This is a genomic window from Acinetobacter sp. 226-1, from assembly GCF_030329325.1.
GTDB classification, from domain to species: domain Bacteria; phylum Pseudomonadota; class Gammaproteobacteria; order Pseudomonadales; family Moraxellaceae; genus Acinetobacter; species Acinetobacter sichuanensis.
The window spans coordinates 216,105-240,219 of the sequence record NZ_JACANU010000003.1 but is presented as its reverse complement, the minus strand read 5'-3'; the positions used below and the strand labels follow the sequence as shown (position 1 = coordinate 240,219).

Sequence of the window (24,115 nt, the reverse complement as noted above, 5' to 3'; positions counted from 1 at the left end):
CTGTTTTAACACTGCTGTATTAAAGAAAGAAGCCCTAAGAAAGAATGGTGGGTCGTCCGCGATTCGAACGCGGGACCAACGGATTAAAAGTCCGCTGCTCTACCAGCTGAGCTAACGACCCTGAGCAAGGATAAACTATCCTGAGCAAGGATAAACTATCCTGAGCAGGTATTGTAAAATTGGCTTTTACAATAAGATGGTGGGTCGTCCGCGATTCGAACGCGGGACCAACGGATTAAAAGTCCGCTGCTCTACCAGCTGAGCTAACGACCCATCTAAAGGTGATCAAAATAAGTGGTGGGTCGTCCGCGATTCGAACGCGGGACCAACGGATTAAAAGTCCGCTGCTCTACCAGCTGAGCTAACGACCCACTATATCTAAGTTTTACCTTAAATACGCAGTGTAAAATAAAATTAAACACTACTTTGTTTTGATGGAGCGTATTTTAGCAATTTATTGATAGAGCGCAAGTAAAAATTAATAAAGTTTGCAACGTTCGGTTATAAATAACACAATTTTAGCAATTATTTTCTAAAATTGTGTTTTTGTCGCTTCGTTTTGGCTTAAAAACGATATTTATAGTCCTCAATATTTTTGTAAATTTCATCTGTCATTTCACAATAACAGTTGGTGCTCGGTAAAAAAACATATAAGCGATCAGAAGTTTTCTTTGGATCATAAGCTTGTTCTTTGAGCTTATTTTTTTGATACTTAAAGGTTCCAGTCGTTTCTACTGCTTCTTGTATACGTAAAAATACAGGAATAGCATAAGCAGGAAGTCCTTTTTTAAACTCCGTAACCATATTGGTTAGATCTTGTTCATTCAGCGTTTCATTTTCACTTAGCGTAATTGCTGCCATTCCTGCGCGACCATTCGTATTTGGAATTTCGACACCATAAACAACAGCTTCAGTAATTTTGCTATATTCGCTAACAATATTTTCAACTTCAGTTGTAGAAACATTTTCGCCTTTCCAGCGGAATGTATCGCCTAGACGGTCAACAAATTGAGCATGACGGAAGCCAATATCACGGACTAAATCACCTGTAATAAAATAAGAATCTCCTTTTTGGAAGACATCTTTCATAATCACAGATTTATTTTTTTCAGGATCGGTATAGCCATCAAAAGGTGAGCGTTTGGTGATTTTTCCTAATAATAAGCCAACTTCACCTTTGTTGACTTTAATGCAATATCCTTTTTTATCACGTACAGCTTCATTTTTTTCTTTGTCAAATTGGATGATTGCGTAAGGAATGGGTGAAAAACCGACTGTATTATCAAAATTAAAAATATTACTAAAGCCGACATTACCTTCACTTGAAGCATACAACTCTAAAATTTCTTTAATGCCAAAACGTTGTTTAAATTTGCTCCAAATATTTGGACGCATACCATTACCAATCATCTTTGTTACACGATGGTCACGATCTGCTGCTGATTCAGGCGCATCCATTAAATAGCGACAAAGTTCTCCGACATAGCCAATAGCAGAAGCATTAAACTTTTTAACATCTGTCCAAAATGCTGATGTTGAATATTTACGGCGAATCGCCAATGTTGCTGCACCAGCGAGTACACCACACCAGCACACAACCATTCCTGTTGCATGGTAGAGAGGGAGTGTGCAGTACATTACATCATCTTCGTTTAGATTGAGCACATGACCATAAGTACCAAAAGCCAGCATCCAACGGCTATTCGTAAAAATAACGGCTTTAGGTAAACCTGTAGTACCTGATGTGTAGATGTAAAATAAACCGTCTTTACCTGTGACTTTGTGGGTCGTTGGTACATTAAATTTTGGAAAATCATCAATGACTTGGGCAATGTTGGTATAGCCTTCAGGTGCTTGACCGATATCTTTTAAAGTCTCTTGATCTGCAAACCAATGAAAGCGATCTGCTGCAATATTTAAATCTTGGCGAATTTCATCAACTGCGGCACGACATTCTTCCCCTACAATAATCGCGATTGGATTAACGAGGTTGATGCTATGAGTTAACACTTTTCCAACTTGAGAAGTATTCACAAGAGCAGAAGTTACCCCAATTTTTGCTAGTGCAATCACAGTAGCAATCAGTTCAGGGCGATTTTCAATCATTACCGTGATGACATCACCTTTGGATGCACCTAATGAAAGATAATAGTGTGCAATTTGATTTGCCCAATTGTTGAGTTCTTTATAGCTGAAACGTTGGTCTTCAAAAAGTAAAGCATCACCATAAGGGTTGCGTTTTACAGCGCGTTCAAATGCTAAACCTAAACCAGAAGGTGTATTGGGTGTGCGTAAATAGGCTTGTTTTAGGCCAGTGAGTAAATTAGGGACTTTATTGATAAATTGAGGGAGTCGCGCTGCGACATCAGCAATCCCGATAAGATCGTTCTGTGTATTTGAGCTCATAAGCATCCTATTTATTTTTCGTAATCCAATATGGTCTATTTTGTCTGCGAGTTTACTTTACAGTGATTTTACAGTTGTCCTTTTAACGGTAGTGCTCTAGTGCAATCAACCTAATTTGACAAAACTTATAAAAATACCATTAAAAATAACAAAAAAACCTAGCCATCGAAATGGCTAGGTTCTCTTAAATCACCCGCAATTCAGCAAATCATTCTGCTGCAGGTGGTGTTGTTTTCTTTGGTGGACGACCACGAGGACGACGAGGACGTGCTGGTTTTTCACCATCTACTTTCTCAGAGTCTTCGGTTGGTTCAGCCTTTTTAGTGCTTTTGGTTACAGCCTCTGCACTTTGCGCCTCAGTTGCAGCATTTGGCTGAGCTTTGGCTTTGCTTTGTGCTTTGGTTGGTTTTGCAGTTTCAACCACAGCTTTTTCTTCAGCAGGTGCTTGCTCAGTCACGACCACTTCAACTTCGGCAATGGTTTTTACTTCAGGTTGATCTTCTTTTTGAGCAACAGGCTCAACAGCTGTAGTTAACTCAGCAACAGAAACATTTTCTGTTTGTAGAGCAATTTCACTTTGTGCTGTTACTTCTGCATTTGCCACTGCACTTGGTGCAATTTCCTGTGATTTTTCAACAGATTTTTCAGCTTGCTCAACAGCTTCAGCAACGACCTCTGTAACAGCAGGTTCAGCAACTTGTTTCTGTTCAACATGTGCTTGCTTCGCTTGTTCAGCAGCAAGTTTTGCTAAACGACGACGCTCGCGTGGGTCATTTGCAACACGGTTGTCTGAAACAGGTTTTGGCGGTACTAGATCAAGTACTGGTGCAGGTTCTGCTTCAGGCTCTGCTTTGGTAATAGCAACATCACGTGTGACTGCTTTTTTCTCAACAGGCGCTACAGTTTTTTCAACTTTTAAAGTTGCTGCATACTCGTCAGAGAATTTTTGTAATGCACGATTGAACGTTGGAATTAAACCAAATTGTTCAATCAACACAGCACAGTCTTCACCATATACATGGCGAATTAAACTACCAATGGTATATTGGCTTAACGTTGGGATTTGTGAAGGGGCTAGTTTAGGAACTTCAACTACAGGTGTAGTTGTAGCAGCCTCACGTTGTTGACGGCGACGTTGACGTGGGTCATTGCTTGCACGTTTTACGGGTTGAGTTGCTTGTGCAACAGGTTGCTCTTCAATGATGATAGGCTCAACTTTAGCGGTTGCTTGAGGTGTTTCAGTTGTTGTTGCAGCTTTATTTGCTGTAACTTTTGCAACTGGAGCAACAACTTCTTTTTTCGCAGCTACATGTTGCTGAGGTGCTAAAGCAATAATTTCACTTTGCGCTTGGTCAACATTCACTACTAAAGCAGTTGTCATTGTTTCATTGCGTGGTGCTTCAACCAAATCAACTTTGATGCTTGGTGCTTTTTCAACAGCTTTGTTTTCTCTTGGTGCAGAAACAGGAGGTGCTGAATTTTGCTCATCATTAAATACACTCGCATCGCGATGACGATTTGGGCGATTTGGACGTTGCTGGTTGTTACGGTCACGACGTGGAACACTGTCATGTGTATCAGCAGATTGTTCATGTTGAACACGTTGTGGTTTTTGCTGACGACGTTGTTGCTCTTGACGAGGCTCACGTTGCTGTTCTTGACGAGGTTCACGCTGTTCTTGACGTGGAGCTTGGACAACTTCTTCAATCACTTGATGATGTTGATCATGTGATTGTTCACGTGTTTCTTTGTGCTTATTGTTGTTATTACGCTTTTTGTTATTACGTTGAGATTTTTCTTCTTTCTCAATCACTTTTTCAGCGTAATCACGTTGCTCATTTTTTGCAGCAGGAGCGTGACCTAAATAAGCATTGGTTTCAACAAGTGCAGGTTGTTGAGGTGCAGCAACTGCTGTTGTATTGACATGACCAAACTGACCACGACTAACAGCACCACCATTCACCATTTGTTCAATCGCAGCCGCAGCATTATTTGCTGTGCGGGATTGGTCAATCGTGCTTGCTTGTTTTTGGACAAACAAGTTTTCTAACCATGCACATGGGCTTGTCGTTGCGGTTGGTGTTTTAGCAACTTGTGGTTGTTGAGTTGCTTGTACCACTGGCGCAGTATTTTGCTTTTTATGGTTGTTAGATACTTTGTTGTTATTGTTTTGAGTTGGTGCAGTTGTGTGTTGAGCAGCTGCATGTTCTTCTTCTAAATGCCATTCAGAAGATTCATAACCCAATTCTTTTTCGCTAGAACGTGTTGCTTCAGTACGCTCATAACTTGTTGGTGCGAAACCTTCAGGGTTGTATGAAATTTCGTAATGTGGCGTTTCTAAATGTGGATGTGGCAATACAGTCACACGTACATTTGAGGTTTGTTCTAAGTAAACAAGACTGTGACGCTTTTCATTCAATAAGAATGCTGCAATTTCGACAGGAACTTCGACTTGTACTTCACCATGACGTTCACGAAGAGCAATTTCTTCAACTTTACGCATAATTGAAAGTGAAAGTGAACGTAAGTCACGTACCATGCCTGTGCCATGACAACGTGGGCAAACATAACCCGTTGCTTCTTCAAGAGAAGGGCGTAAGCGTTGACGGCTCATTTCCATCAAGCCAAAACGTGATAATTGACCGAATTGGATACGAGCACGGTCACTTTGTGTTGCTTCACGAAGTTTCGCTTCAACCATACGCTGGTTACGTTCTTTGGTCATGTCGATAAAATCGATGACAACCAAACCACCAATATCACGTAAACGGAGTTGACGAGAAATTTCTTCAGCAGCTTCTAAGTTTGTACTTAATGCGGTTTCTTCAACGTCATGACCACGTGTTGATTTTGCTGAGTTAATGTCGATAGACACCAATGCTTCAGTTTGGTCGATGACAATCGAACCACCTGAAGGCAGTTTAACTTCACGCTCATAAGCCGTTTGAATTTGGCTTTCAATCCCGAAATGAGCAAATAATGGTTCATTTAAGGTGTAGGTTTTTAATTTGTCTAATTGGTTTGGCATCACTGCTTTTACAAAGTTATAGGCTTCGTTATAAGCTTGCTCAGAATCAATTAAAATTTCTGCAACATCATCACGTAGATAATCACGGATGGCACGAGTCACAACGCCAGCTTCTTGGTGAACCAACATTGGAGATGGACCAGAACTTGCTGTGCTTTGAATTTGTGACCAAAGGTCTAACAAATGTTGTAAGTCAAGTTGTAATTCTTCTTGAGTACGACCAATACCCGCAGTACGAACAATGACGCTCATGCCACGAGGAGTATTTAAAGAAGCCAACATTTCTTTTAGTTCTTCACGAACAGAACCAGAAATCTGACGACTAATACCGCCACCTTTTGGGTTATTTGGCATTAAAACTAAATAACGACCTGCAAGGGAAATATAAGTAGAAAGGGCAGCGCCTTTATTACCACGTTCTTCTTTTTCAACTTGAACTAAAAGTTCAGTGCCTTCAGTGATGAGTTCACGAATATTTGAAGTTTGACGTGGGTCAGCTTTATAGTAGGAATTGGCAATTTCGCGCATCGACAAGAAACCTTGACGACCTGCACCATACTCTACAAATACAGCTTCTAGAGAAGGTTCTACGCGAGTCACATGACCTTTATAGATATTGGCTTTCTTTTGTTCACGCGTGCGATTTTCAAGATCGAAATCGTAAAGACGGTGACCAGTGATAAGTGCAACGCGAACTTCTTCGGCATGTGTTGCATTGATCAACATACGTTTCATGGGTGTAACACCTAATAGTGATCCACACCAACAACTCGCTATCTATAAGTGAAGCGAACATCTTAATATTGGATCAATGCTCAAATTATTGAAAATCATTTCTAATAACTTGAGTGATTTACCAGCTTGTTTTGAACAAGTTTGGATTTGATGCCTGTATTGATGCTGCAATACTTCTTTAATCTTTGCACAATTAAAGTTCTGAGGTTTTCACTGGTACTGAAAGTGGTGCATTGGATGACTGATTTGATTCGTCTTTCACTGACATATTGCTCGAAGAGCAGCTCAGTTTTTTGTGAGCGCGTCTTGATACGGAATTATCGTCGTATCTTTACAAAATATGCAGTTCCAATGCCTCAAACACTTATGTCCTGAATAACACTCTAAAGCGACTTGTCTGGCGTGTATCAGTTTATGTTTAAAAACCAACGTCTGGGTTGGCGACATATATTTTTAAACAAACTGATTTCTGTACTTTAAATACAATTAAACGCAACAGTTTGTCTTTTTGCCGATATAATAAAGCCTTCGGCGTCGGCATATTCTTTTGGGACCTTTCCGAGTTTATGGTGAATTTTGTATGTGTTTAATTTTCAAAAGTCTTGAAAATGTCACAATAAATTTCACTTACGGTGGTATCCGTGCGCTGACTATAGCAAACCTTACATCATCTGCCTATGGGCTATGCATTTATTTTGTATGAAAAGTATAGTCTAAGTGATCAGTTTTTAATCAAAATTTCGTTTTTATTGGGTCATCGTAACTGTATGAATTCTACACAAGACTGGCAAAGTGTCACCTGGTTTGAAGTCGACGAACATCAAGAAGGTCAACGTATTGATAATTTTCTATTCAGTCGTTTAAAAGGCGTGCCTAAAAGCCGTATTTACCGACTGATTCGTGAAGGTCAAGTTCGTGTCAATAAAAAGCGCGTAAAAGCTGAAACTAAGCTGGCGATTGGTGACCAAATTCGTGTTGCTCCGATTCGTTTTGAACAAAAAGATGAATCTGCTGTACCTGTTTCAGATAAGGTCGCACAAAGTTTACTGAGTCGTGTGGTTTATGAAGATGAAGGTTTAATGGTTGTAAACAAACCTTCAGGTATTGCGGTACATGGCGGTAGTGGCGTGGCATATGGATTGATTGAAGGCTTGCGTGCTGCGACTGGTAAAAAATATCTGGAGCTGATTCATCGGATCGACCGTGATACTTCTGGCTTGGTCATGATCAGTAAAAAGCGTAGCACATTGAAAACACTGCAAGATTTATTGCGTGAGCATAAAATTCGTAAAACTTATGCAGCCATTGCCAAAGGTCAGGTTAGTTTGGATGATCAACTGATTGATCAACCTTTATTGCGTTATGAACTTGCTAATGGTGAACGTCGTGTTCGTGTGTCAAAAGATGGTAAAGAATCTAAGACACAATGGAAGGTAGCTGAACGCTTTATGCATGCGACTTTGGTTTATGCTTCACCGCTTTCAGGGCGTACCCATCAGATTCGTGTGCATGGTTTAAGTATCGGACATCCTTTGGTGGGTGATGATAAATACGGGCATGAAACTGAATATCGTGGTCCAAATCCACGTCGTTTGTGTTTGCATGCGATGCGTTTGGAAATTCCGGGTTATGAGCCGATTGAAGCACCATTACCTGAAGATATGCAAAGTTTGGTGGCGCAGTTAAGAGCGCAGAAGGCGGATAAGCCAACGATATAAAATGTAATGAATAGAGCATAACGGAGTCTTTTCAATTAAGTTGATATAATTGGAAGCCACCTTCGGTTCGACCTACTTTTGTTTCGGCAAAATGAGAAGCTAAGCTTCGCAAGAAAACCATCTTGCAGAGCCTTGCTCCTCACCGCAAAACTCGTTCACTACCTATTTTTGATTAATATTTCGCAAAAACATTACTTATTCATTGTAGTCCTGTCTCAAACAGTTGCGGATGACATTTCCGTGTATCAGATTTGATTGTGAATAAGATGTTTGTGCATTATTGAACTAAGAGTGAAAAATGCAAAAACCTGTAGAGCTGATTATTTTTGATTGGGATGGAACATTATTTGATTCTGTCGGGCAGATCGTGGCGAGTTTAAAATTTGCTGCACAGCAATTTGATCAGCCTTTAACTGATGACGCAGCAAAAAGTATTATTGGTTTGGGCTTGCCTGAAGTGGCACAGGTTTTATTTCCGAATGTGCCTGAATTGCACACTGATATTTTAAAAAGCTATGGCGATCATTATGTGGAGCATTCCAAGGATGATCAATGGTTTACAGGTGTTGCTGAAATGTTGCATGACTTAAAAAGTCAGAACATTCTACTCGCTGTTGCAACAGGAAAAAGTCGTCGTGGTTTAGACTGTGTATTGGCGCAGACCCAAAGTCAGGATGTGTTTTGTGTGACTCGTGCGGCAAGTGAAACCAAATCTAAACCTGATCCATTGATGCTGACAGAAATTTTGCAATACACAGGCATAAAAGCTGATCGTGCGATTATGGTTGGTGATACGTCTTATGATTTGGAAATGGCGCAAAACATTGCCATGCCTCGTGTAGGCGTGAGCTACGGTGTACATACACCTGAAACTTTACAGCAGTTTGCACCTTTAACCATCGCTGATGATGTTCAGGCTTTGCATCAGTTTTTGTTACGACAAAATCAGCTTCAAGACGCAATTTAGTCGTCTTGTTATATTTTTAAAATCAAGAATTAATTTCGTCTAGATTTTTGTTTGCTAAGTTTTTGTTTAAAGATTAGGCAAATTAATTCTTTCATATATTTTCTTCTGAATATTTATGCGAATTGATCCATAAAATACAAAAATTAACGGCAGTTTTTGTGCTTTATTTTGTCGTGCATTTTATTGTCTTTTAGTCGTAGAACATCATCTGCTCAAAAATAAATCATGAATTTATTTTCTCTATTTCTGATTATTTTATTTTGAAATTTATAAAATATTTAACTTTTTCTCTATGCAAATAAGCATTTATAGCTTCTAACTATTGCCATACATAAAATAAGTATTGGCACAAAAATGACATTTTCCTGATGCTTAAACTGTTCATAAAAGTACATGTTTTATAGATGAGTTCAGATGCAGTGGAACTGCAAAGATTGGTCTGATTCATGAAAACGGTATTGAGTCCATTTTTGTAGTTTAAGGAAAGATGATGTCGAATTCTGCTGTTGTTAAAACAAGTGTTGAATCGGTTGCCTTGGCACTCCGTGAAGCTGAATTGTCAAAAGTTGCAATTGCACCTGTTCGTCCACAATTAGATGCTGAAAATGCAGATGTTGATATTGCTTATGCTGTACAAGAAGTCAATACACAACGTGCGCTGAAGGAAGGACGCCGCTTGGTTGGTCGTAAAATTGGCTTAACTTCAATTGCAGTGCAAAAGCAATTAGGCGTAGATCAACCAGATTTCGGCATGCTATTTGCCGATATGGCTTTTGGCGATGGCGAAGCGATACCTGCTGGTACATTGATTCAGCCTAAAGTTGAAGCTGAAATAGCCTTGATCATCAATAAAGATTTAACCCAAGAAAAACATACCTATGCAGATATTATCAGTGCAACTGAGTATGCTTTGCCTGCGGTGGAAGTGGTTGATAGCCGTATTGAAAATTGGAAGATTTCACTGATTGATACGGTTGCAGATAACGCCTCTTCAGCCGCTTATGTCTTAGGTTCACGTCCTGTAAAACTTGAAAACCTTGATCTTGTAAATTGCAAAATGACCATGAAGCGTGGTGATGAAGTTGTTTCTCAAGGTGTAGGTAAAGCTTGCCTTTCAAATCCACTCAATGCTGCGGTTTGGTTAGCAGATGAAATGGTACGTCGTGGTCGTCCTTTATTAGCAGGTGATATCATTCTCACAGGTGCGCTTGGTCCAATGGTTGTAGCTCATGCAGGTGATGAATTTGTGGTTGAAATAGAAGGCTTTGGTTCAGTGATGGCTACTTTCGCTGCTGAATAAGACGTTTGAATTGACCGCTTTGATCACCTTTACAGATGGATATTCCTCTTAATAAAGAAGAAAAGTATTTGATAAAAGCGGTTTTTCTTACTAAGTGGATCGATTAAGAGTTTGAACGTCAAATATAAGGAAATAGTGGTAAATTTTCGACCTATAAAAGCAAAAATATTCTTATTAATAAAATAAGTACAGGCAATGTTCCTGTACTTATTTTTTGTTTTTACAATAGTGATGGCAGTTTTAAACTTTAGAAGAAATAACCGACTGCTAAAGCAAACAGTTTATTGATGTCGTTATTGTCTCCTTTGGCAAGCGAGTTGGCACTGCTACCTACAGCAGGGTCATTTTTACTGATAATGTATTCAGCCTGAATACCAATATCTTTATAGAAGAAATATACACCTGCATTTAAACGCTCTGAATCAAGATAACCTTGTTGATCTTTATAGTATTTGCCATAAGATAAATACGGCTTCATTTCAGGAACATGTTTGAAGGGTTGTTTGATGGTGTAATTGATTTCATTGAGTAAATATTTACCATCATTGGCAACTTGGTAAGAAAAATCACGTGAACCCATGGTTGAGTCATGTGGAAATAATTGGTCAGCATTATCAACTTTTTGCTCTCCTACCAATACTAACCATTGCCATTGATTATAGTTGGTGGTGGCAAAAATATTATAGGCATCACGGTTGCCGCTTTTTCCTGTGATTTTGTTGTCTAAGTCTGAGTGCCAATAAGATGCGCCAATTTCGGTGTTAAAACCTTGGTCGGGATCAATCTGAAAAGTTTTGCTCAGGCGAGTGACCCACATATTTTTTTCTTCAAGATGTGTGCCCTGATCCAGTTCATCTGCTTCTACATAGTTTACCCCATAGCGACTGGAGTCTTTGCTTAAACCTTTATAGTTAGCACCATCTACAGGGTAGTAGCCCAAGGTAAAGTGATAGTCTTGCTGGTTTAAATTGTATTTTAAGCCGATATTTTGCACGTCTTCTAGACCTGTGGCTGAAAAAATCGAGCCATAGTTGGTGTTGCCCCACAGACGTCCAAAACCAAACTCAATATCTTGTTGACCTGCTGAAATGCGGCTATTTTCAGAGAGTTTATAACCGACCCATGCATCACGGACATAAATCGCATCACATAAACGATCATACTGATAACAACGCGCATCCATAGAGGCGAGCCAATTCGGATTTTCATAATTTAAAATGACTTTGGTATCAAGAAACTTAATCGTGCCATTTTTTGTACCTTCATTGGCTTGTTCTGCATAATCTTTATAGAGATACGCACCACGAATCGCACCAGAAACATTTAAAGCCCCTGCATCTGTTTTTGCATCACCAAATGTTAAAGCTTCTGCAAATACCTGATTTGCAGTGAATAGCGTTGTCATTAAACCAATAAGTTGAATGGTTTTATTCATCTTAATAAATCCTTTGTTTTAAGATGTTTTAAAGAGGCTTTGTCTGAAAATAGACAAGGGGAGTACACCCAACTTCACAGATGGAAATTGGGGGCATGATGGACTGACTTTTAAAATAAGATGGTGTTAAGGCAAACTCGCTTTGCTAGAGAGTTTTAATGTGCTGCTTTCCAGTCGGATTGGACTTTTGCTGCAATGCTAGGATAATTCATGATAAAGCGAACATGTGATTCAACGCCTGTTTTCAGTGTGGCATCATCTACAATAAATTCAGAACTATGGTTTGGCGCTGCTTTGTTCATATCTTCATGTTCAGGTGTCGCACCTAAAAAGACAAATAAAGAAGGCATGATTTTGCCATAGTAAGAAAAGTCTTCACTTGGGCTGGCATTGTTTTCCATTAGATGTAGACGTTCTTTGCCCACTGCGGCTTCTAACGTTGGTGCAGTCAGTTCAGTCAAGGTTTTATCATTGCTTGTAACGCCTGCATACGAAGATAAGTCAATTTCGGCTTTGACATTATTGGCTTGCGCAGTTGAGTTCACGATATTTGGAAGCTGTTTTAAAATAGTTTGACGAATGTCTTCATGATTGGTGCGAATGGTGCCTGCCATGGTCACTTCATCTGGAATGACATTGCTGACTGTACCACCTGCAATTTGTCCGACACTCACCACACCCATGCCTTTAGTCAAATTTGACTGACGGCTGACTAAGGTTTGTAGGTTGTTGATAACTTGTGCAGCAGTCACAATCGGGTCTTTACCTGCCCAAGGCATAGACGCATGCACTTGCTGACCTTTCAGTTTGATACGGAACTCATCAGCACTGTTTAAAATAGCACCGCCTTTATAGAAAATATTGCCACTTGGCATACCTGAAATCACATGCATACCAAAAATAACTTCAGGTGCAGGCTGTTTTAAAGCACCATCTGCAATCATTTTACGTGAGCCAATCTGGTCGCCTTGAGTAAAATTGTCGAGGTCTGCTGCACCTTCTTCAGCAGGTTGGAATACAAATACCACTGTACCCGCAAGTTTATCTTTATTTTTAGCGAGTACCTTAGCTGCGCTGAGAAGCATAGCGGTATGTGTATCATGTCCACAGGCATGCATGACAGGTTGTTGTTTACCTTGATAAAGTGCTTTGACTTTACTGGCAAAGCTTAAGCCCGTTTTTTCTTCAACAGGTAAGGCATCCATATCTGCTCTTAACGCCATGACTGGACCAGCAAGATCACCTTTTAAAACGCCAATCACACCTGTTTTAGCATAGCCTGTGCGTACATCTATGCCATAAGATTTAAGTTCTTTTTGGACTAATTTTGAAGTATTGAACTCCATATTGCCCAATTCTGGATTTTGATGAATTTGATGACGTAACTGAATGGTTTGAGGTTCAACTTGAAGCGCTGCATCCTTGATCCAATCAGCAAAACTGATCTGATTGACTGAAAATAGGGCAGTGGCTAAGAATAGAGTTTTAAGTCCTTTCATGTGGTTTACGTCCTGTAAATGGTCTTTGAAAAAGTTAGGCAAATTTACAGGTAGGAGACTTTGGATCCAAATACTTTATAGGTATTTTTATATGCACTTGTATAAAAAGTTAACAATTAGAATCTGTTTGGTTGAGTTTTATACCGCTTTGCGTTGGATATATAGAAAAAAAGTTTCTTGTAAACGTTATTCATTATAAAAAAATAAAAGCTTTTTGCTCTGTGAATAAATAACTTAAACAAAAAAACACTAATAGATTTCATATATTGATAATTAGGTGGTCATATTGAGAATGAATTCTTCTAAAAATTTGTACGAGAATCTCTGAGTGAAACTGGCTTGCATAATGAGTTATTGTTAAAACATATTAAAAAAATAGCCAAAAAATGATGATAATTTTTCTCTAAGATATTCGCTCAAAATTCTTATACTGTGGTCTGATTTTTTCTATTTGTCTCATTTTGCATGATGTTGTCATCGATTTTCGTTTTAATTGGAAAAACAACGATGCCTCGTCAATCATTATGGATAGCAATCTGTGCTGCAATCGCAACACTAGGTACAACTGCAACGAATGCAGAATTTATCGACGATAGCCAAGTTCAACTTAAGTTTAAAAACTTCTATTTAGATCGCCAGTATGCAGATCTACCACAAAATAATTGGGGTAGTTGGTCACAGGGCGTGACCTTAGATGCAAAATCTGGTTATCAAGACATTGGGGCAGGCATTCAAGTGGGTGCTGACTTATTGGTACAACATGCAGTTAAACTCAATGGGCGTGATCAAAATGCTGACTGGGTCTTAGCACATGATGGGGAAAAATCACGTGATCATTTTGGTAAAGTTGGCGCAACGTTAAAAGCCAAAGTGTCTCAAACTGAGCTGAAAGTGGGTGAAATTTTACCTGTTTCTCCTGTATTGGTTTTTGACCCATCTCGTCAATTACTCACCACATATAGCGGTGCATGGTTAGAATCTAAAGATGTTAAAAATACCAAATTAACTTTGGCATATATAGACGGCATCAATGCGCGTTATGACAACCAGTTTCAAGATTTGAGTTTATTTCCAAATAATAATCCAACCACAGCAAAAGCAGCAGATGGTATGTATATCGCTGGAATTGATCATCAATTTAGCTCTGAAATTGGCGGAAGTTATTGGTATGCCGATGTTCGTGATCTTTACCAACAACATTATGTAGGTGCAAGCTATAAAGCAAAACTTTCTGAAAAAGTAAAATTAGACAGCTATGTGCGTTATTTTGACAATTCAGAATCAGGCGACAAGTTGTATGGCACGATTGATAACCAAGCGATTTCTGCAAGTGCCAAAGTGAATTATGCTGCGCATACTTTTGGCTTGGGTTATCAGCAAATGTTTGGTGAAAATGCTTTTCCAACCTTAGCAGGTTGGGTACCACAACCCTATTTGGTGAACTGGGGTGTTGCGACATTTACCAATAAAAATGAAAAATCTTGGGGCGTGACCTATGGTTATGATTTTTCCGAACTGGGTGCTCAGGGTTTAAATGCCACAGCGATGTATTTCATGGGTTCAAATGCAGAAGTGGCAGGTAAAAAAGATCAGGATTCTGATGAACTCAATGTGATTGTAAATTACACCGTACCTGAAGGGAAAATGAAAGGTCTGGGCTTCCAAGCGATGTATATTGATGTCGATTATGATTGGAAAACAGATTTAAAAGAGTATCGTTTTGCAACAACTTATACTTATCGTTTTTAATTTATCATTTTAAAAAATCGTGCTGTTGAAATAGTGCGATTTTATTTTTTATATTGAATTAAAATTGTTGTAAAACAAATATTTAAATTATCGTTATTTTGTAGTTTGTCATCGTTAATAAGTATCAGTTTGTGCTTGTGAAGCATGTAATATAAAGCTGTAAATTAGGCAATTTGAATCTGTATAGATGTGTTTTAAATGGATTCAACCCATCGATTAGGCTGTACGAGGAATAAGTATGAGCACTGTGCAAATCCCCGATTATAAAACTGATTCATTCTTTGCTTTAGAAGATAAATGGATTGAAACTGCTGAAGGTGAATTAACGCATTATCATGAAGTGGGGGAAGGTACGCCTATCCTATTTTTACATGGTTCTGGTACGGGTGTTTCTGCCGCTGCAAACTGGTGGTTAAACTTACCACACATTGGTGAGCAAGCACGTTGCATCGCGATTGATACGATTGGTTATGGTCAAACTGTTGTTGCACCAAATACTGCTTATGGTATCCGTGCATGGGTGGATCATGCTATTCGTACTTTAGATGCTTTAGGTATTGAAAAAACATGGCTCGTTGGAAATTCTCTTGGTGGATGGTTGTCTTTTCAATTGGCACTTGATTATCCTGAGCGTGTACTGGGTATTGTTTCAATGGGTACTGGTGGTGCAAAACAAACTGCTGCACTCAAAGCACATGCAAACCCTGTTTTGACAGAAGAAGGCATTAAAAAAACTTTATCTATGTTCGTTGTGAACAAAGATTTGATTACAGATGAGTTAGTGAAAGTGCGTTATGAGGCTGCAAAAAATGACTATGCTTCTGATCGTTTGATGGAAGTGGTTGGCGCACGTGATCGTGATCGTTTTGATTTCCCACTCGATTTTGAAAAAATGAAAGACATTACAGTGCCTGTATTGTTGATTCATGGTGTGCAAGATGTGGTGATTCCTGTTTCTCGTTCATGGGATATTTTAAATATTGTTCCACATGCAGATGCACATATTTTCAGTCAGTGTGGTCATTGGTCGCAAGTTGAGAAAGCTGAAGAATTTAATACGGTAATTAAAGATTATTTAACTGCACGTGGTGTATAAGTATTTTTAATACTTTGTGTGTAGTAAATGGAGGATGGTGAAAGCTGTCCTTTTTTATTGATGGAAGTTAACGTCGTGTAAATAAAATTAGGAGTTTAAATGATGTGAAATATGAGTTTTTAAATAGTAAGTTTATTTGCACTGCCGCATATACCACCGAAAGTTTAGATTTATTTGTGTAGGCAATGCCTTCCTTTTCAGGGATGAAAAGGAACAAAAACCCTTTGTTGGGTGAGGGGTTCGTCCATGAACCTTCACCCAACGGCGACATCCATGTTGCCCTGCGATAGCACCACCAGATTAGGTTAATTCACGTAAAATGCAAAAGCACTAAATATAGGGATTTGAAGGCTTCGAATTGATTGATAGAATAGGAAATAACATTACATTTCATTTAAATAAAACTCGCTGCTACATTAATACAAATCGCTAAAATTGTGGTGTTAAAGCCATAAGCCAAAAGGATATGTAAAATATTTAAAATACGCATTGAACGTGAAGTGATAGAGACATCAGCAGTCTGTGCAGAGGTGCCAATGACATAGCTAAAATATAAAAAGTCAGGATAAGTTGGTTCTGGTGTTTTAGGAAAATCTAAGCCGCCATCTTCATGTCTTGCTATAGCCAAATAAAAATCATGCGCATAATGTATCGCAAATACAGTATGCATAAATAACCACGCAAAAATAATGGTACATATACTTAAGGCTAAATGCCCTGATTTAATCCATCCATGATGAGGGAAATGACTCAGTTCAATCACAATCGCAATAAAACACATAATTAAAGTGAAAAATACCAACAATAAAATGATCCATTTACTGGCATCTTGCTGTTGTGCGCGTTTTAAAATATGGTGACGATCTGTGCGCCATAAGAGACGAATTGTGAAGATTAAATAGCATAAAATAGACACATTCCAACTGAGTAAAATCTGAGTTGACCATGCCCAATGCGTCGTAAAATGTAGAAAAATAAATAAAATTGCAGTGAGTAAAAAGGTGATAAAGAAGTAGAAGCGAGATTGGATCCCAATTTTTATACCTTGCAAGCGATGTTTAATCATGAAAAACCTCATTGCACTATGAGCTGATATTTTTCTTTACATTTCTTTTAAGGGGTATTTTTACATGCATTAGACTTAAGTTGTAGCTAAAGTACGTTATTTTTTATGGATTTTTTATTTTAAGTCGTGGATGAAAAAATAATCAACCTTGAAAACCGTATTTGATGCGAAATAATCGATCCCTTATTCAATTATTTTTGTTTTTATAAAGTGTGAATAAGTTCTCTATTTTATTGGCATCACCATTTTTTAAATAAATAGTCAATGGATGCGTTGATTGGCAGTCAGCTTAAATGCTAATCATCTGTTCGATTAATGTCTAAGTAAAAAACCTTGGTCAGCAGTTCAATAAACTTCTGTACAGAAATAGAACTGGCATTTTTACGATAACTGACATACAAATCAAGATAAGGCAGTTCAACATCTAAAGGACGAATCACCGTATTATTCATGGTGAGTGGTGCAATATAACCAGGAAGAATGGTGCAGCCTAAACCCATCCCAATTGAATTGATATTAAACAAAATATTATCGGCTTTTTGCACGATATTAAATTCAATTCCTTGTGCTTTAGCAAAGTCTAAAATCGCATTGTGTAATGTCCCTGATTGCTCTTCAGCAGGAATGATAAAATCAATACCATTCAATGCTTTAACAGGGATTCTTTCATATTTTGCTAAGGGATGATCTTTAGGTAAGATGAAGATTAAAGGTTCTCTTAAAACAAATTTACTTTCAATTTCATCATTGTGAAAATTATGGCGCGTAAAGGTAACATCAAGCTCACCTTTTTGGATTGCACGCATTTGTTCAAGATTATTTAAACTGAGTAATTCAATTTTTAACTCTGGATTTTGTACACGTAAATTAGGCAATACATAAGGAAAAACTTTCATTTCTGCGACAGGAACAAATCCAATACGCAGCAATTGTTGTTTGGCTTTGGACACTTGGCGTGCCATAGCGATTGCTTTGTCTGCTTGGGCTAAAGTTAAACGTGCTTGTTCAAGAAAAACAGCACCTTCTTCAGTCAGTTCAACCTTACGTTTAGTGCGGTTGAGTAGTCGAACACCGACATCTTCTTCAAGGTCTTTAATCTGTTGGCTTAGAGAGGGTTGGGCGGTATAAAGTTTCAAAGCTGCTTTACTAAAGTTAAGTTCTTCAGCAACAGTAATGAAATATCTAAGGTGTCGTAATTCCATATAACTTTTCCAAAGAGTAATCCAAAAAATGTCTTACTACGAATTCACTTGAGTATAATCTATAAACAACTAAGAGGTGAAGATGATTGCATCATTTAGAAAATAAATGACGAAATCGAAGTGATCAGTCATTTTATATAGAAAAAGCCTAACTCAATAATCCATAAAACATATTAATTAAAACAAAATAAATATTTCCCTAAAAGTGCTCCAAACGGCGATGATTTTTACAAGTTGAGTCAATTTGTGTGTGACCCCACGTTTGTCGCAGGAGAGCTTTCATGAGTGGAAAAATAGATGTGCGTGAAATCGACGCTTTAGTCGATGCACAAAATGGACGTATCTCGCCATCCATTTATACAGATCCAGAATTGTATGAACTCGAACTCGAAAGAGTCTTCGGTCGTACTTGGTTATTCCTTTGCCATGAAAGCCAAATTCCAAAGGCAGGTGATTTTTTCAATACCTACATGGGTGAAGATCCAATTATCGTGGTTCGTCAAAAAGATGGTTCAATCAAAGCATTATTAAATCAATGCCGTCATCGGTCTATGCGTGTGAGTTTTGCAGACTGTGGTAATACACGTGCATTTACTTGCCCATATCATGGTTGGTCATATGGCACAGATGGTTCTTTAAAAGATATTCCATTAGAAGACCGAGCTTTTCCACAAGGTGCATGTAAAGAAAAATGGGGTTTGATTGAAGTCAACCGTGTTAAATCTTACAAAGGTTTAATTTTCGGATGTTGGGATGAAACCACTCCTGATCTCGAAGAATACATGGGTGATATCGCTTGGTATTTAGATGGTGTCGTTGACCGCCGTTCAGGTGGGACAGAAATCATTGGCGGTGTACACAAATGGGAAATCGAGTGTAATTGGAAATTTGCAGCGGAACAGTTCGCATCTGACCAATACCATGCGCTGTTTTCACATGCATCTGCGATTCAGGTTTTGGGTGCAAAACCAGATGATGACTCATCTAAAAAATTAGGTGCAGCTCAAACCGCTCGTCCAGTTTGGGAAACGGCTAAAGACGCTATCCAGTATGGTTCACGTGGTCATGGTTCAGGCTTTTTCTTCACAGAAAAACCAGATGCAAACGTCTGGGTCGATGGTGAAGTTGCCAACTATTTCCGTGAAACATATGAAGAAGTAAAAGAACGTTTAGGTGAAGTGCGTGCTTTGCGTTTAGCAGGTCACAACACGATGTTCCCAACGATGTCTTGGTTGAACGGTACAGCGACACTTCGTGTCTGGCATCCACGTGGTCCAAATAAAACAGAAGTATGGGCATTCTGTATTGCAGATGCTGAAGCTTCACAAGAAGTCAAAGAAGCATTTGAGCGTTCAGCAACACGTGCATTCGGTCCTGCAGGTTTTCTTGAGCAAGATGACTCAGAAAACTGGATCGAAATTCAAAAAGTATTACGTGGTTATAAAGCGCGTCAAAACCGTTTAATCATGGAAATGGGTAAAGGGAATGAGAAAGTCCGTGAAGATGGTATTCCGGGGATTACCAACTATATTTTCTCTGAAACAGCAGCGCGTGGTATGTACCGCCGTTGGGCAGATTTACTCATTCATGAAAAATGGGAAGACGTGGAAAAAGCCGCTGACGAATATGAGAAGGAGCTAATCAAATGAGTCAGATCAGTTTAGAACTTCAACATCAAATTAGTCAGTTTCTTTATCGTGAAGCGAAGTTGCTTGATGATTGGAAATTCCGCGATTGGTTAGCTACTTTAGCTGAAGATATTTCTTATACGCTACGTACTACTCCAAATGCACAAACCCGTGACCGTCGTCGTTCAGTTGAGCCACCAACAACATGGGTATTTAACGACACTAAAGATTTGTTAGAACGCCGTGTTGCCCGTTTAGAAACGGGGATGGCTTGGGCAGAAGAACCACCTTCACGTACAACGCATATGGTGTCAAATGTCATCATTGAAGCCACTGATATTGCAGATGAATACGATGTTTATGTGACGTATTTACTTTACCGCACGCAGAAAGAAAAAGATGTCACCATCTACTGCGGTAAGCGTCACGACAAACTGCGTAAAGTGGAAAATGGCTTAGGATTCCAAATCTTTAATCGTAAGATCATGCTAGATCAAGCAACTTACAACTCACATAACTTGAGTATCTTTTTCTAATGAACAAAATTTTTGTATGCCAAATCGACGAGTTGGATGAAGGCGAAGCACTCAAAGTAGATTGTGGTGTAAATGGCATTGAAGCACTTGCAGTATTCAACAATGGCGGTGATTTCTTTGCGATGAATGACCGTTGTTCACATGGTAATGCGTCAATGTCTGAAGGCTATCTTGAAGATGATGGCACAGTGGAATGCCCATTACATTCAGCACGTTTCTGTTTGAAAACAGGTCAAGCACTGTGCTTGCCTGCAACAGATCCAATTCAAACATTCCCTGTGATTGTTGAAGATGGTGCCTTATACGTGGAAATGTCAGGAGAATAAGCATGGGTTGGCTCGAAGGTGAAGTTGCACTGATTACAGGGGGCGGTTCAGGTCTAGGCTTGGCTTTGGTGGAGCGTTTCCTTGCAGAAGGTGCAAAAGTAGCGGTATTACAACGTTCACAAGCTAAAGTGGATGCACTGAATGAGCGCTTTGGGGATCAGATTGTCACTGTCGTCGGCGATGTTGCCAACTTTGCAGATAATGTAAAAGCAGTGAATGCCACCATTGAGCGATTTGGCAAACTGGATTGCTTTATTGGTAATGCAGGTATTTGGGATCACTATGCTGACATCGTGAATATGAGCGGTGAACAGTTGGAAAAAGCCTTTGATGAAATTATGGGCATTAATACCAAATCTTTGATTTTAGGTGCAAAAGCAGCTTTAGATGAGTTGGTCAAATCTGAAGGTTCAATCATTTTTACACTGTCTAACTCTGCACTGTATTCCGCAGGTGGTGGACCAATTTACACAGCATCGAAACATGCAGGTGTAGGTGTGATGAAAGAATTGGCATATGAACTTGCACCGAAAGTGCGTGTTAATGCGGTTGCACCATCAGGTATGAACGTCAATATCAAAGGTGCTGCGTCTTTGGGTCAGGAAAATCTTGGTTTGTTAGATGCACGTGACCCTGAAAAGATTGCACGTGGTATGCCACTGAACTTTTTACCTGAACCTGAAGATATGACAGGTTCATATGTCTTACTTGCATCTCGTGCTAATAACCGACCGCTTACAGGTGTTTTAATTAATGCTGAGTGTGGTTTGGGAATTCGTGGTTTGCGTCAACCACGTGCAGGTTTTTTTGATGAGTGATGGGTTTACTAGATCACTAAAGTAATTTTCAGATTGATTTAGATCAATATTGAGTGTTCCCTCTCCTGTTAGGAGAGGGTTAGGGAGAGGTTTTTTTAGAGCTCCTCATTCTAGCCTTCTCCCGAAGGGAGAAGGAACGCCCGAGACATTTTTAAATATGTCTCAAATTTAAAATCTGAACATTTTATGGTTTACGTAATAAGTCTAATTAATAAATTAAATTCACTTTTGTGTATTAGTTTCCCTCTTTTTAAAATATGAACAGTATGGCTGTGCAAGAGGGGAGATTAAGAAGTATTGCCACTACTTCTCTTTCGGAGTCCAACATGACCGTTAAACTTATTTGTGCTTCGCATAGCCCATTAATGGAATTTGCTTCACCTGCCGAAAAACGTCAGGAAGAAGTGGTTCGTGCGACATTTGAAAATTTGGCTGCCGAAGTTCAAGCCTATAATCCGACATTAATCATTACTTTTGGTCCTGACCATTTTAATGGTTTCTTTTATGACTTGATGCCATCGTTCTGTGTGGGTATACGTGCCACAGCAGCAGGGGATTGGGATTATGGTAAAGACCATGCCAAAATTGATGTGCCTGAACAAACTGCGCTAGGTCTAGTACGTAAAGTTTTGGATGAAGGTGTCGATGTTGCTTATTCATATCGTATGCAAGCAGATCATGGTGTGACTCAACCTTTACATTTTTTATGCGATGGGAAACTAGATCGTTATCCAACGATTCCAATTTTTATCAATGGTGCAGCAGCGCCAATGCCAACAACTAAACGTACTTTGGCTTTAGGACGTGCTGTAGGGCAGTTTATCAAATCTTTGAACCTTGAAAATGAACGTGTTCTTATTCTTGGTACGGGTGGTTTATCACATGATCCACCTACACCACAAATGGGTTCAGTGCCTGCTGAAGTGGAAGAATTTTTGATTTGTGGTCGCCATCCAACAGCGGAAGCACGCCAAGCACGTCAGGCAAAAATCATTTCAGTGGGTCAGCGTTTGGCAGCAGGTGATAAATCTGTTTCAGTACCCTTAAATCCTGAATGGGATGCAAGCCTACTTGAATTATTCAAACATGCTGATTTTGCAAGTATTGAAAAAATGACTGAAGATGATATTCGTAAAGAAGGTGGTCGTGGCGGTCAAGAAGTCCGTTCTTGGATGGCAGCTTTTGCAGCACTTGCTGAGTTAGGGCAATACGATATGACGATTCATTGCTATGAAGCGATCAGTGAATGGATTTCAGGTTTTGGCATTGTATCGGCAGAATTAAAAGGTGAATGATATGAGTAACATCGAAACCATCGTCATTGTAGGTGCAGGACAAGCAGGGGCAAGTGCCATCATTGAACTGCGTGCTCATCAATATGAAGGTAAAATCATCCTTGTTGGGGATGAAGCACATTTGCCTTATGAACGTCCACCGCTTTCGAAAGATGTGATCCTTAAACCTGAAGACACCAAAATTGAGATTCTTTCAGCAGAGAAACTGGCGCAGTTGAATGTCGATGTTATTCGTGGCAATGGCGTGGTGAAAATTAACCCTGAAGCGCATAGCATCGAATTGAAAAATGGTGATGTAATTGTCTATGACAAATTATTGCTTGCTACAGGTGGTGCAGCACGTCGTTTACCGAATTTCGATGCATTAGGTAAACACGTTTATACCTTGCGTAATCTGGAAGATTCACAAGCTTTGGTTCCTGTATTACAAGCAGGTCGTCGTATCATCTTGATTGGTGGTGGCGTGATTGGTTTAGAACTGGCTTCATCAGCACGTTTCAAAGACTGTCAGGTGACTGTGATTGAAATGGGTTCAATGGTAATGGGACGTTGCTCACCAACTATTCTCAGTGAGTTTTTGCTTGCACAACATCGTCAAAAAGGCATTGACGTCCGTCTTGAAACCAAGATTGCTGGTTGTCAGCTTGATGGTGAAGAAGTTGTGGTCACCCTTGAAAATGGTGAAGAACTTCGTGCAGATGCGGTAGTTTATGGTATTGGGATTATTCCAAATGCACAGCTTGCAATTGATGCAAACTTAAACGTCGATTTTGCCATTCAAGTCAATGAAAACTGTCAAACTTCACATCCTGATATTTATGCGGCAGGCGATGTGGCGACTCAGTTACGTGCCAATGGTCAATATGCTCGTGTGGAAACTTGGGAAAATGCTAATCTACAAGCAGGTATTTTTGCCCGTCATGTGATGAATGTTGAACATCCTACGCCAAATCCTGCATGGTTCTGGACAGACCAATTGGAGATTAACTTCCAATTTGTTGGCGACATGGCTGCATCGCAATGGCATATTCGTGGTGAAATGGATGTTGCTCAAGGTTCTGAAAATTCTTTTGTGATGTTTGGTGTCAGTGACAGTCAAATCGTTGCTGGAATTACAGTAAATGCTGCTAAAGATATGCGTCATCTCAAAAAGTTGATCAGTAAAAAATCAGTATTTGAGATGGAAAAATATCTCGATTTAACACAAGACTTACGTAAACTGGTTAAATAAAATTTAATTTTGACGCCATTTAGCCCAAGTTTAAACTTGGGCTTTTTTATGTTTTGAGAAAGATACATGCTAAAGCAACA

General features: G+C 39.2%; 17 protein-coding genes and 3 tRNA genes. 11 read left to right on the top strand and 9 right to left on the bottom strand.

All coding sequences use genetic code 11. The features are described from left to right. Positions 1-45 precede the first annotated feature (45 nt). The 5 genes from HX124_RS07170 to HX124_RS07150 form a co-directional block, all read right to left on the bottom strand. A tRNA-Lys gene (locus tag HX124_RS07170) sits at positions 46-121 on the bottom strand. A gap of 76 nt (positions 122-197) precedes the next feature. Then, positions 198-273, bottom strand: a tRNA-Lys gene (locus tag HX124_RS07165). A gap of 22 nt (positions 274-295) precedes the next feature. After that, positions 296-371 (bottom strand) — tRNA-Lys (locus HX124_RS07160). A gap of 193 nt (positions 372-564) precedes the next feature. Continuing rightward, positions 565-2,406, bottom strand: coding sequence for a long-chain-acyl-CoA synthetase (locus HX124_RS07155; RefSeq protein WP_107006879.1), 1,842 nt, complete (start codon positions 2,404-2,406; stop codon positions 565-567). Positions 2,407-2,614: 208 nt separating this feature from the next. After that, positions 2,615-6,169 carry an Rne/Rng family ribonuclease gene (locus HX124_RS07150; RefSeq protein WP_286382829.1) on the bottom strand — a complete coding sequence of 1,185 codons (3,555 nt, stop codon included), beginning with the start codon at positions 6,167-6,169 and terminating at the stop codon, positions 2,615-2,617. 767 nt (positions 6,170-6,936) lie between these two features. Here HX124_RS07150 and HX124_RS07145 point away from each other — a divergent pair. From HX124_RS07145 to mhpD, 3 genes are all read left to right on the top strand, one after another. Then, on the top strand, positions 6,937-7,887 hold the full coding sequence (locus HX124_RS07145) for an RluA family pseudouridine synthase (protein ID WP_286376008.1): 951 nt from the start codon (positions 6,937-6,939) through the stop codon (positions 7,885-7,887). 298 nt (positions 7,888-8,185) lie between these two features. After that, the gene (locus tag HX124_RS07140; protein ID WP_286382827.1) at positions 8,186-8,854 is read left to right on the top strand and encodes an HAD-IA family hydrolase; all 669 of its coding nucleotides are present in this window, start codon (positions 8,186-8,188) and stop codon (positions 8,852-8,854) included. A 490-nt stretch (positions 8,855-9,344) separates the two neighbouring features. Beyond that, positions 9,345-10,154: a 2-keto-4-pentenoate hydratase gene (mhpD, locus tag HX124_RS07135; RefSeq protein ID WP_286382825.1), complete on the top strand. Its 810-nt coding sequence runs from the start codon at positions 9,345-9,347 to the stop codon at positions 10,152-10,154. A 247-nt stretch (positions 10,155-10,401) separates the two neighbouring features. Here the strand turns inward: mhpD and HX124_RS07130 are convergent, their stop codons facing one another. Continuing rightward, on the bottom strand, positions 10,402-11,589 hold the full coding sequence (locus tag HX124_RS07130) for a porin (RefSeq protein WP_286382823.1): 1,188 nt from the start codon (positions 11,587-11,589) through the stop codon (positions 10,402-10,404). Between the two features lie 155 nt (positions 11,590-11,744). Further along, positions 11,745-13,088: an amidohydrolase gene (locus HX124_RS07125; RefSeq protein WP_286382821.1), complete on the bottom strand. Its 1,344-nt coding sequence runs from the start codon at positions 13,086-13,088 to the stop codon at positions 11,745-11,747. 507 nt (positions 13,089-13,595) lie between these two features. On the opposite strand from HX124_RS07125, the gene HX124_RS07120 reads away from it, so the two are divergent. Both HX124_RS07120 and HX124_RS07115 read left to right on the top strand, forming a co-directional pair. Then, positions 13,596-14,837, top strand: a complete 1,242-nt coding sequence (locus tag HX124_RS07120; RefSeq protein ID WP_286382820.1) for an OprD family outer membrane porin — start codon at positions 13,596-13,598, stop codon at positions 14,835-14,837. Between the two features lie 238 nt (positions 14,838-15,075). Beyond that, complete coding sequence (locus tag HX124_RS07115) at positions 15,076-15,933, top strand: alpha/beta fold hydrolase (RefSeq protein ID WP_286382818.1); 858 nt, start codon at positions 15,076-15,078, stop codon at positions 15,931-15,933. A gap of 394 nt (positions 15,934-16,327) precedes the next feature. Here HX124_RS07115 and HX124_RS07110 read toward each other — a convergent pair whose 3' ends face one another. Next, a complete protein-coding gene (locus HX124_RS07110) occupies positions 16,328-16,999 on the bottom strand; it encodes a DUF1345 domain-containing protein (protein WP_286382815.1) in 672 nt (223 codons plus the stop codon). A gap of 296 nt (positions 17,000-17,295) precedes the next feature. Continuing rightward, positions 17,296-18,201, bottom strand: coding sequence for a DNA-binding transcriptional regulator HcaR (gene hcaR, locus HX124_RS07105; protein ID WP_107006868.1), 906 nt, complete (start codon positions 18,199-18,201; stop codon positions 17,296-17,298). Between the two features lie 281 nt (positions 18,202-18,482). On the opposite strand from hcaR, the gene hcaE reads away from it, so the two are divergent. From hcaE to hcaD, 6 genes are all read left to right on the top strand, one after another. Further along, on the top strand, positions 18,483-19,850 hold the full coding sequence (hcaE, locus tag HX124_RS07100) for a 3-phenylpropionate/cinnamic acid dioxygenase subunit alpha (protein WP_107006867.1): 1,368 nt from the start codon (positions 18,483-18,485) through the stop codon (positions 19,848-19,850). Further along, positions 19,847-20,365, top strand: a complete 519-nt coding sequence (gene hcaF, locus HX124_RS07095; protein ID WP_286382813.1) for a 3-phenylpropionate/cinnamic acid dioxygenase subunit beta — start codon at positions 19,847-19,849, stop codon at positions 20,363-20,365. The genes hcaE and hcaF overlap by 4 nt, the downstream gene beginning before the upstream one ends. Continuing rightward, entirely contained in the window at positions 20,365-20,691 is a 327-nt protein-coding gene (hcaC, locus tag HX124_RS07090; RefSeq protein ID WP_107006865.1) for a 3-phenylpropionate/cinnamic acid dioxygenase ferredoxin subunit, read from the top strand. The genes hcaF and hcaC overlap by 1 nt, the downstream gene beginning before the upstream one ends. A gap of 2 nt (positions 20,692-20,693) precedes the next feature. Beyond that, positions 20,694-21,509: a 3-phenylpropionate-dihydrodiol/cinnamic acid-dihydrodiol dehydrogenase gene (gene hcaB / locus HX124_RS07085; protein ID WP_107006864.1), complete on the top strand. Its 816-nt coding sequence runs from the start codon at positions 20,694-20,696 to the stop codon at positions 21,507-21,509. A 326-nt stretch (positions 21,510-21,835) separates the two neighbouring features. After that, positions 21,836-22,804 (top strand): 3-carboxyethylcatechol 2,3-dioxygenase, encoded by a 969-nt coding sequence (locus HX124_RS07080; protein WP_286382810.1) that lies wholly within the window; start codon positions 21,836-21,838, stop codon positions 22,802-22,804. A gap of 1 nt (position 22,805) precedes the next feature. Further along, the gene (gene hcaD, locus HX124_RS07075; RefSeq protein WP_286382808.1) at positions 22,806-24,035 is read left to right on the top strand and encodes a 3-phenylpropionate/cinnamic acid dioxygenase ferredoxin--NAD(+) reductase subunit; all 1,230 of its coding nucleotides are present in this window, start codon (positions 22,806-22,808) and stop codon (positions 24,033-24,035) included. The last annotated feature ends 80 nt before the right edge of the window (positions 24,036-24,115 follow it).

Bases quoted from the DNA above. Each gene is read 5' to 3' on its own strand.
- HX124_RS07110 (WP_286382815.1), bottom strand. From the start codon at position 16,999: ATGATTAAACATCGCTTGCAAGGTATAAAAATTGGGATCCAATCTCGC.
- hcaD (WP_286382808.1), top strand. From the start codon at position 22,806: ATGAGTAACATCGAAACCATCGTCATTGTAGGTGCAGGACAAGCAGGG.
- HX124_RS07145 (WP_286376008.1), top strand. From the start codon at position 6,937: ATGAATTCTACACAAGACTGGCAAAGTGTCACCTGGTTTGAAGTCGAC.
- HX124_RS07120 (WP_286382820.1), top strand. From the start codon at position 13,596: ATGCCTCGTCAATCATTATGGATAGCAATCTGTGCTGCAATCGCAACA.
- hcaF (WP_286382813.1), top strand. From the start codon at position 19,847: ATGAGTCAGATCAGTTTAGAACTTCAACATCAAATTAGTCAGTTTCTT.
- hcaR (WP_107006868.1), bottom strand. From the start codon at position 18,201: ATGGAATTACGACACCTTAGATATTTCATTACTGTTGCTGAAGAACTT.
- hcaE (WP_107006867.1), top strand. From the start codon at position 18,483: ATGAGTGGAAAAATAGATGTGCGTGAAATCGACGCTTTAGTCGATGCA.
- hcaC (WP_107006865.1), top strand. From the start codon at position 20,365: ATGAACAAAATTTTTGTATGCCAAATCGACGAGTTGGATGAAGGCGAA.
- hcaB (WP_107006864.1), top strand. From the start codon at position 20,694: ATGGGTTGGCTCGAAGGTGAAGTTGCACTGATTACAGGGGGCGGTTCA.
- mhpD (WP_286382825.1), top strand. From the start codon at position 9,345: ATGTCGAATTCTGCTGTTGTTAAAACAAGTGTTGAATCGGTTGCCTTG.
- HX124_RS07140 (WP_286382827.1), top strand. From the start codon at position 8,186: ATGCAAAAACCTGTAGAGCTGATTATTTTTGATTGGGATGGAACATTA.
- HX124_RS07155 (WP_107006879.1), bottom strand. From the start codon at position 2,406: ATGAGCTCAAATACACAGAACGATCTTATCGGGATTGCTGATGTCGCA.
- HX124_RS07130 (WP_286382823.1), bottom strand. From the start codon at position 11,589: ATGAATAAAACCATTCAACTTATTGGTTTAATGACAACGCTATTCACT.
- HX124_RS07125 (WP_286382821.1), bottom strand. From the start codon at position 13,088: ATGAAAGGACTTAAAACTCTATTCTTAGCCACTGCCCTATTTTCAGTC.
- HX124_RS07080 (WP_286382810.1), top strand. From the start codon at position 21,836: ATGACCGTTAAACTTATTTGTGCTTCGCATAGCCCATTAATGGAATTT.
- HX124_RS07115 (WP_286382818.1), top strand. From the start codon at position 15,076: ATGAGCACTGTGCAAATCCCCGATTATAAAACTGATTCATTCTTTGCT.
- HX124_RS07150 (WP_286382829.1), bottom strand. From the start codon at position 6,169: ATGAAACGTATGTTGATCAATGCAACACATGCCGAAGAAGTTCGCGTT.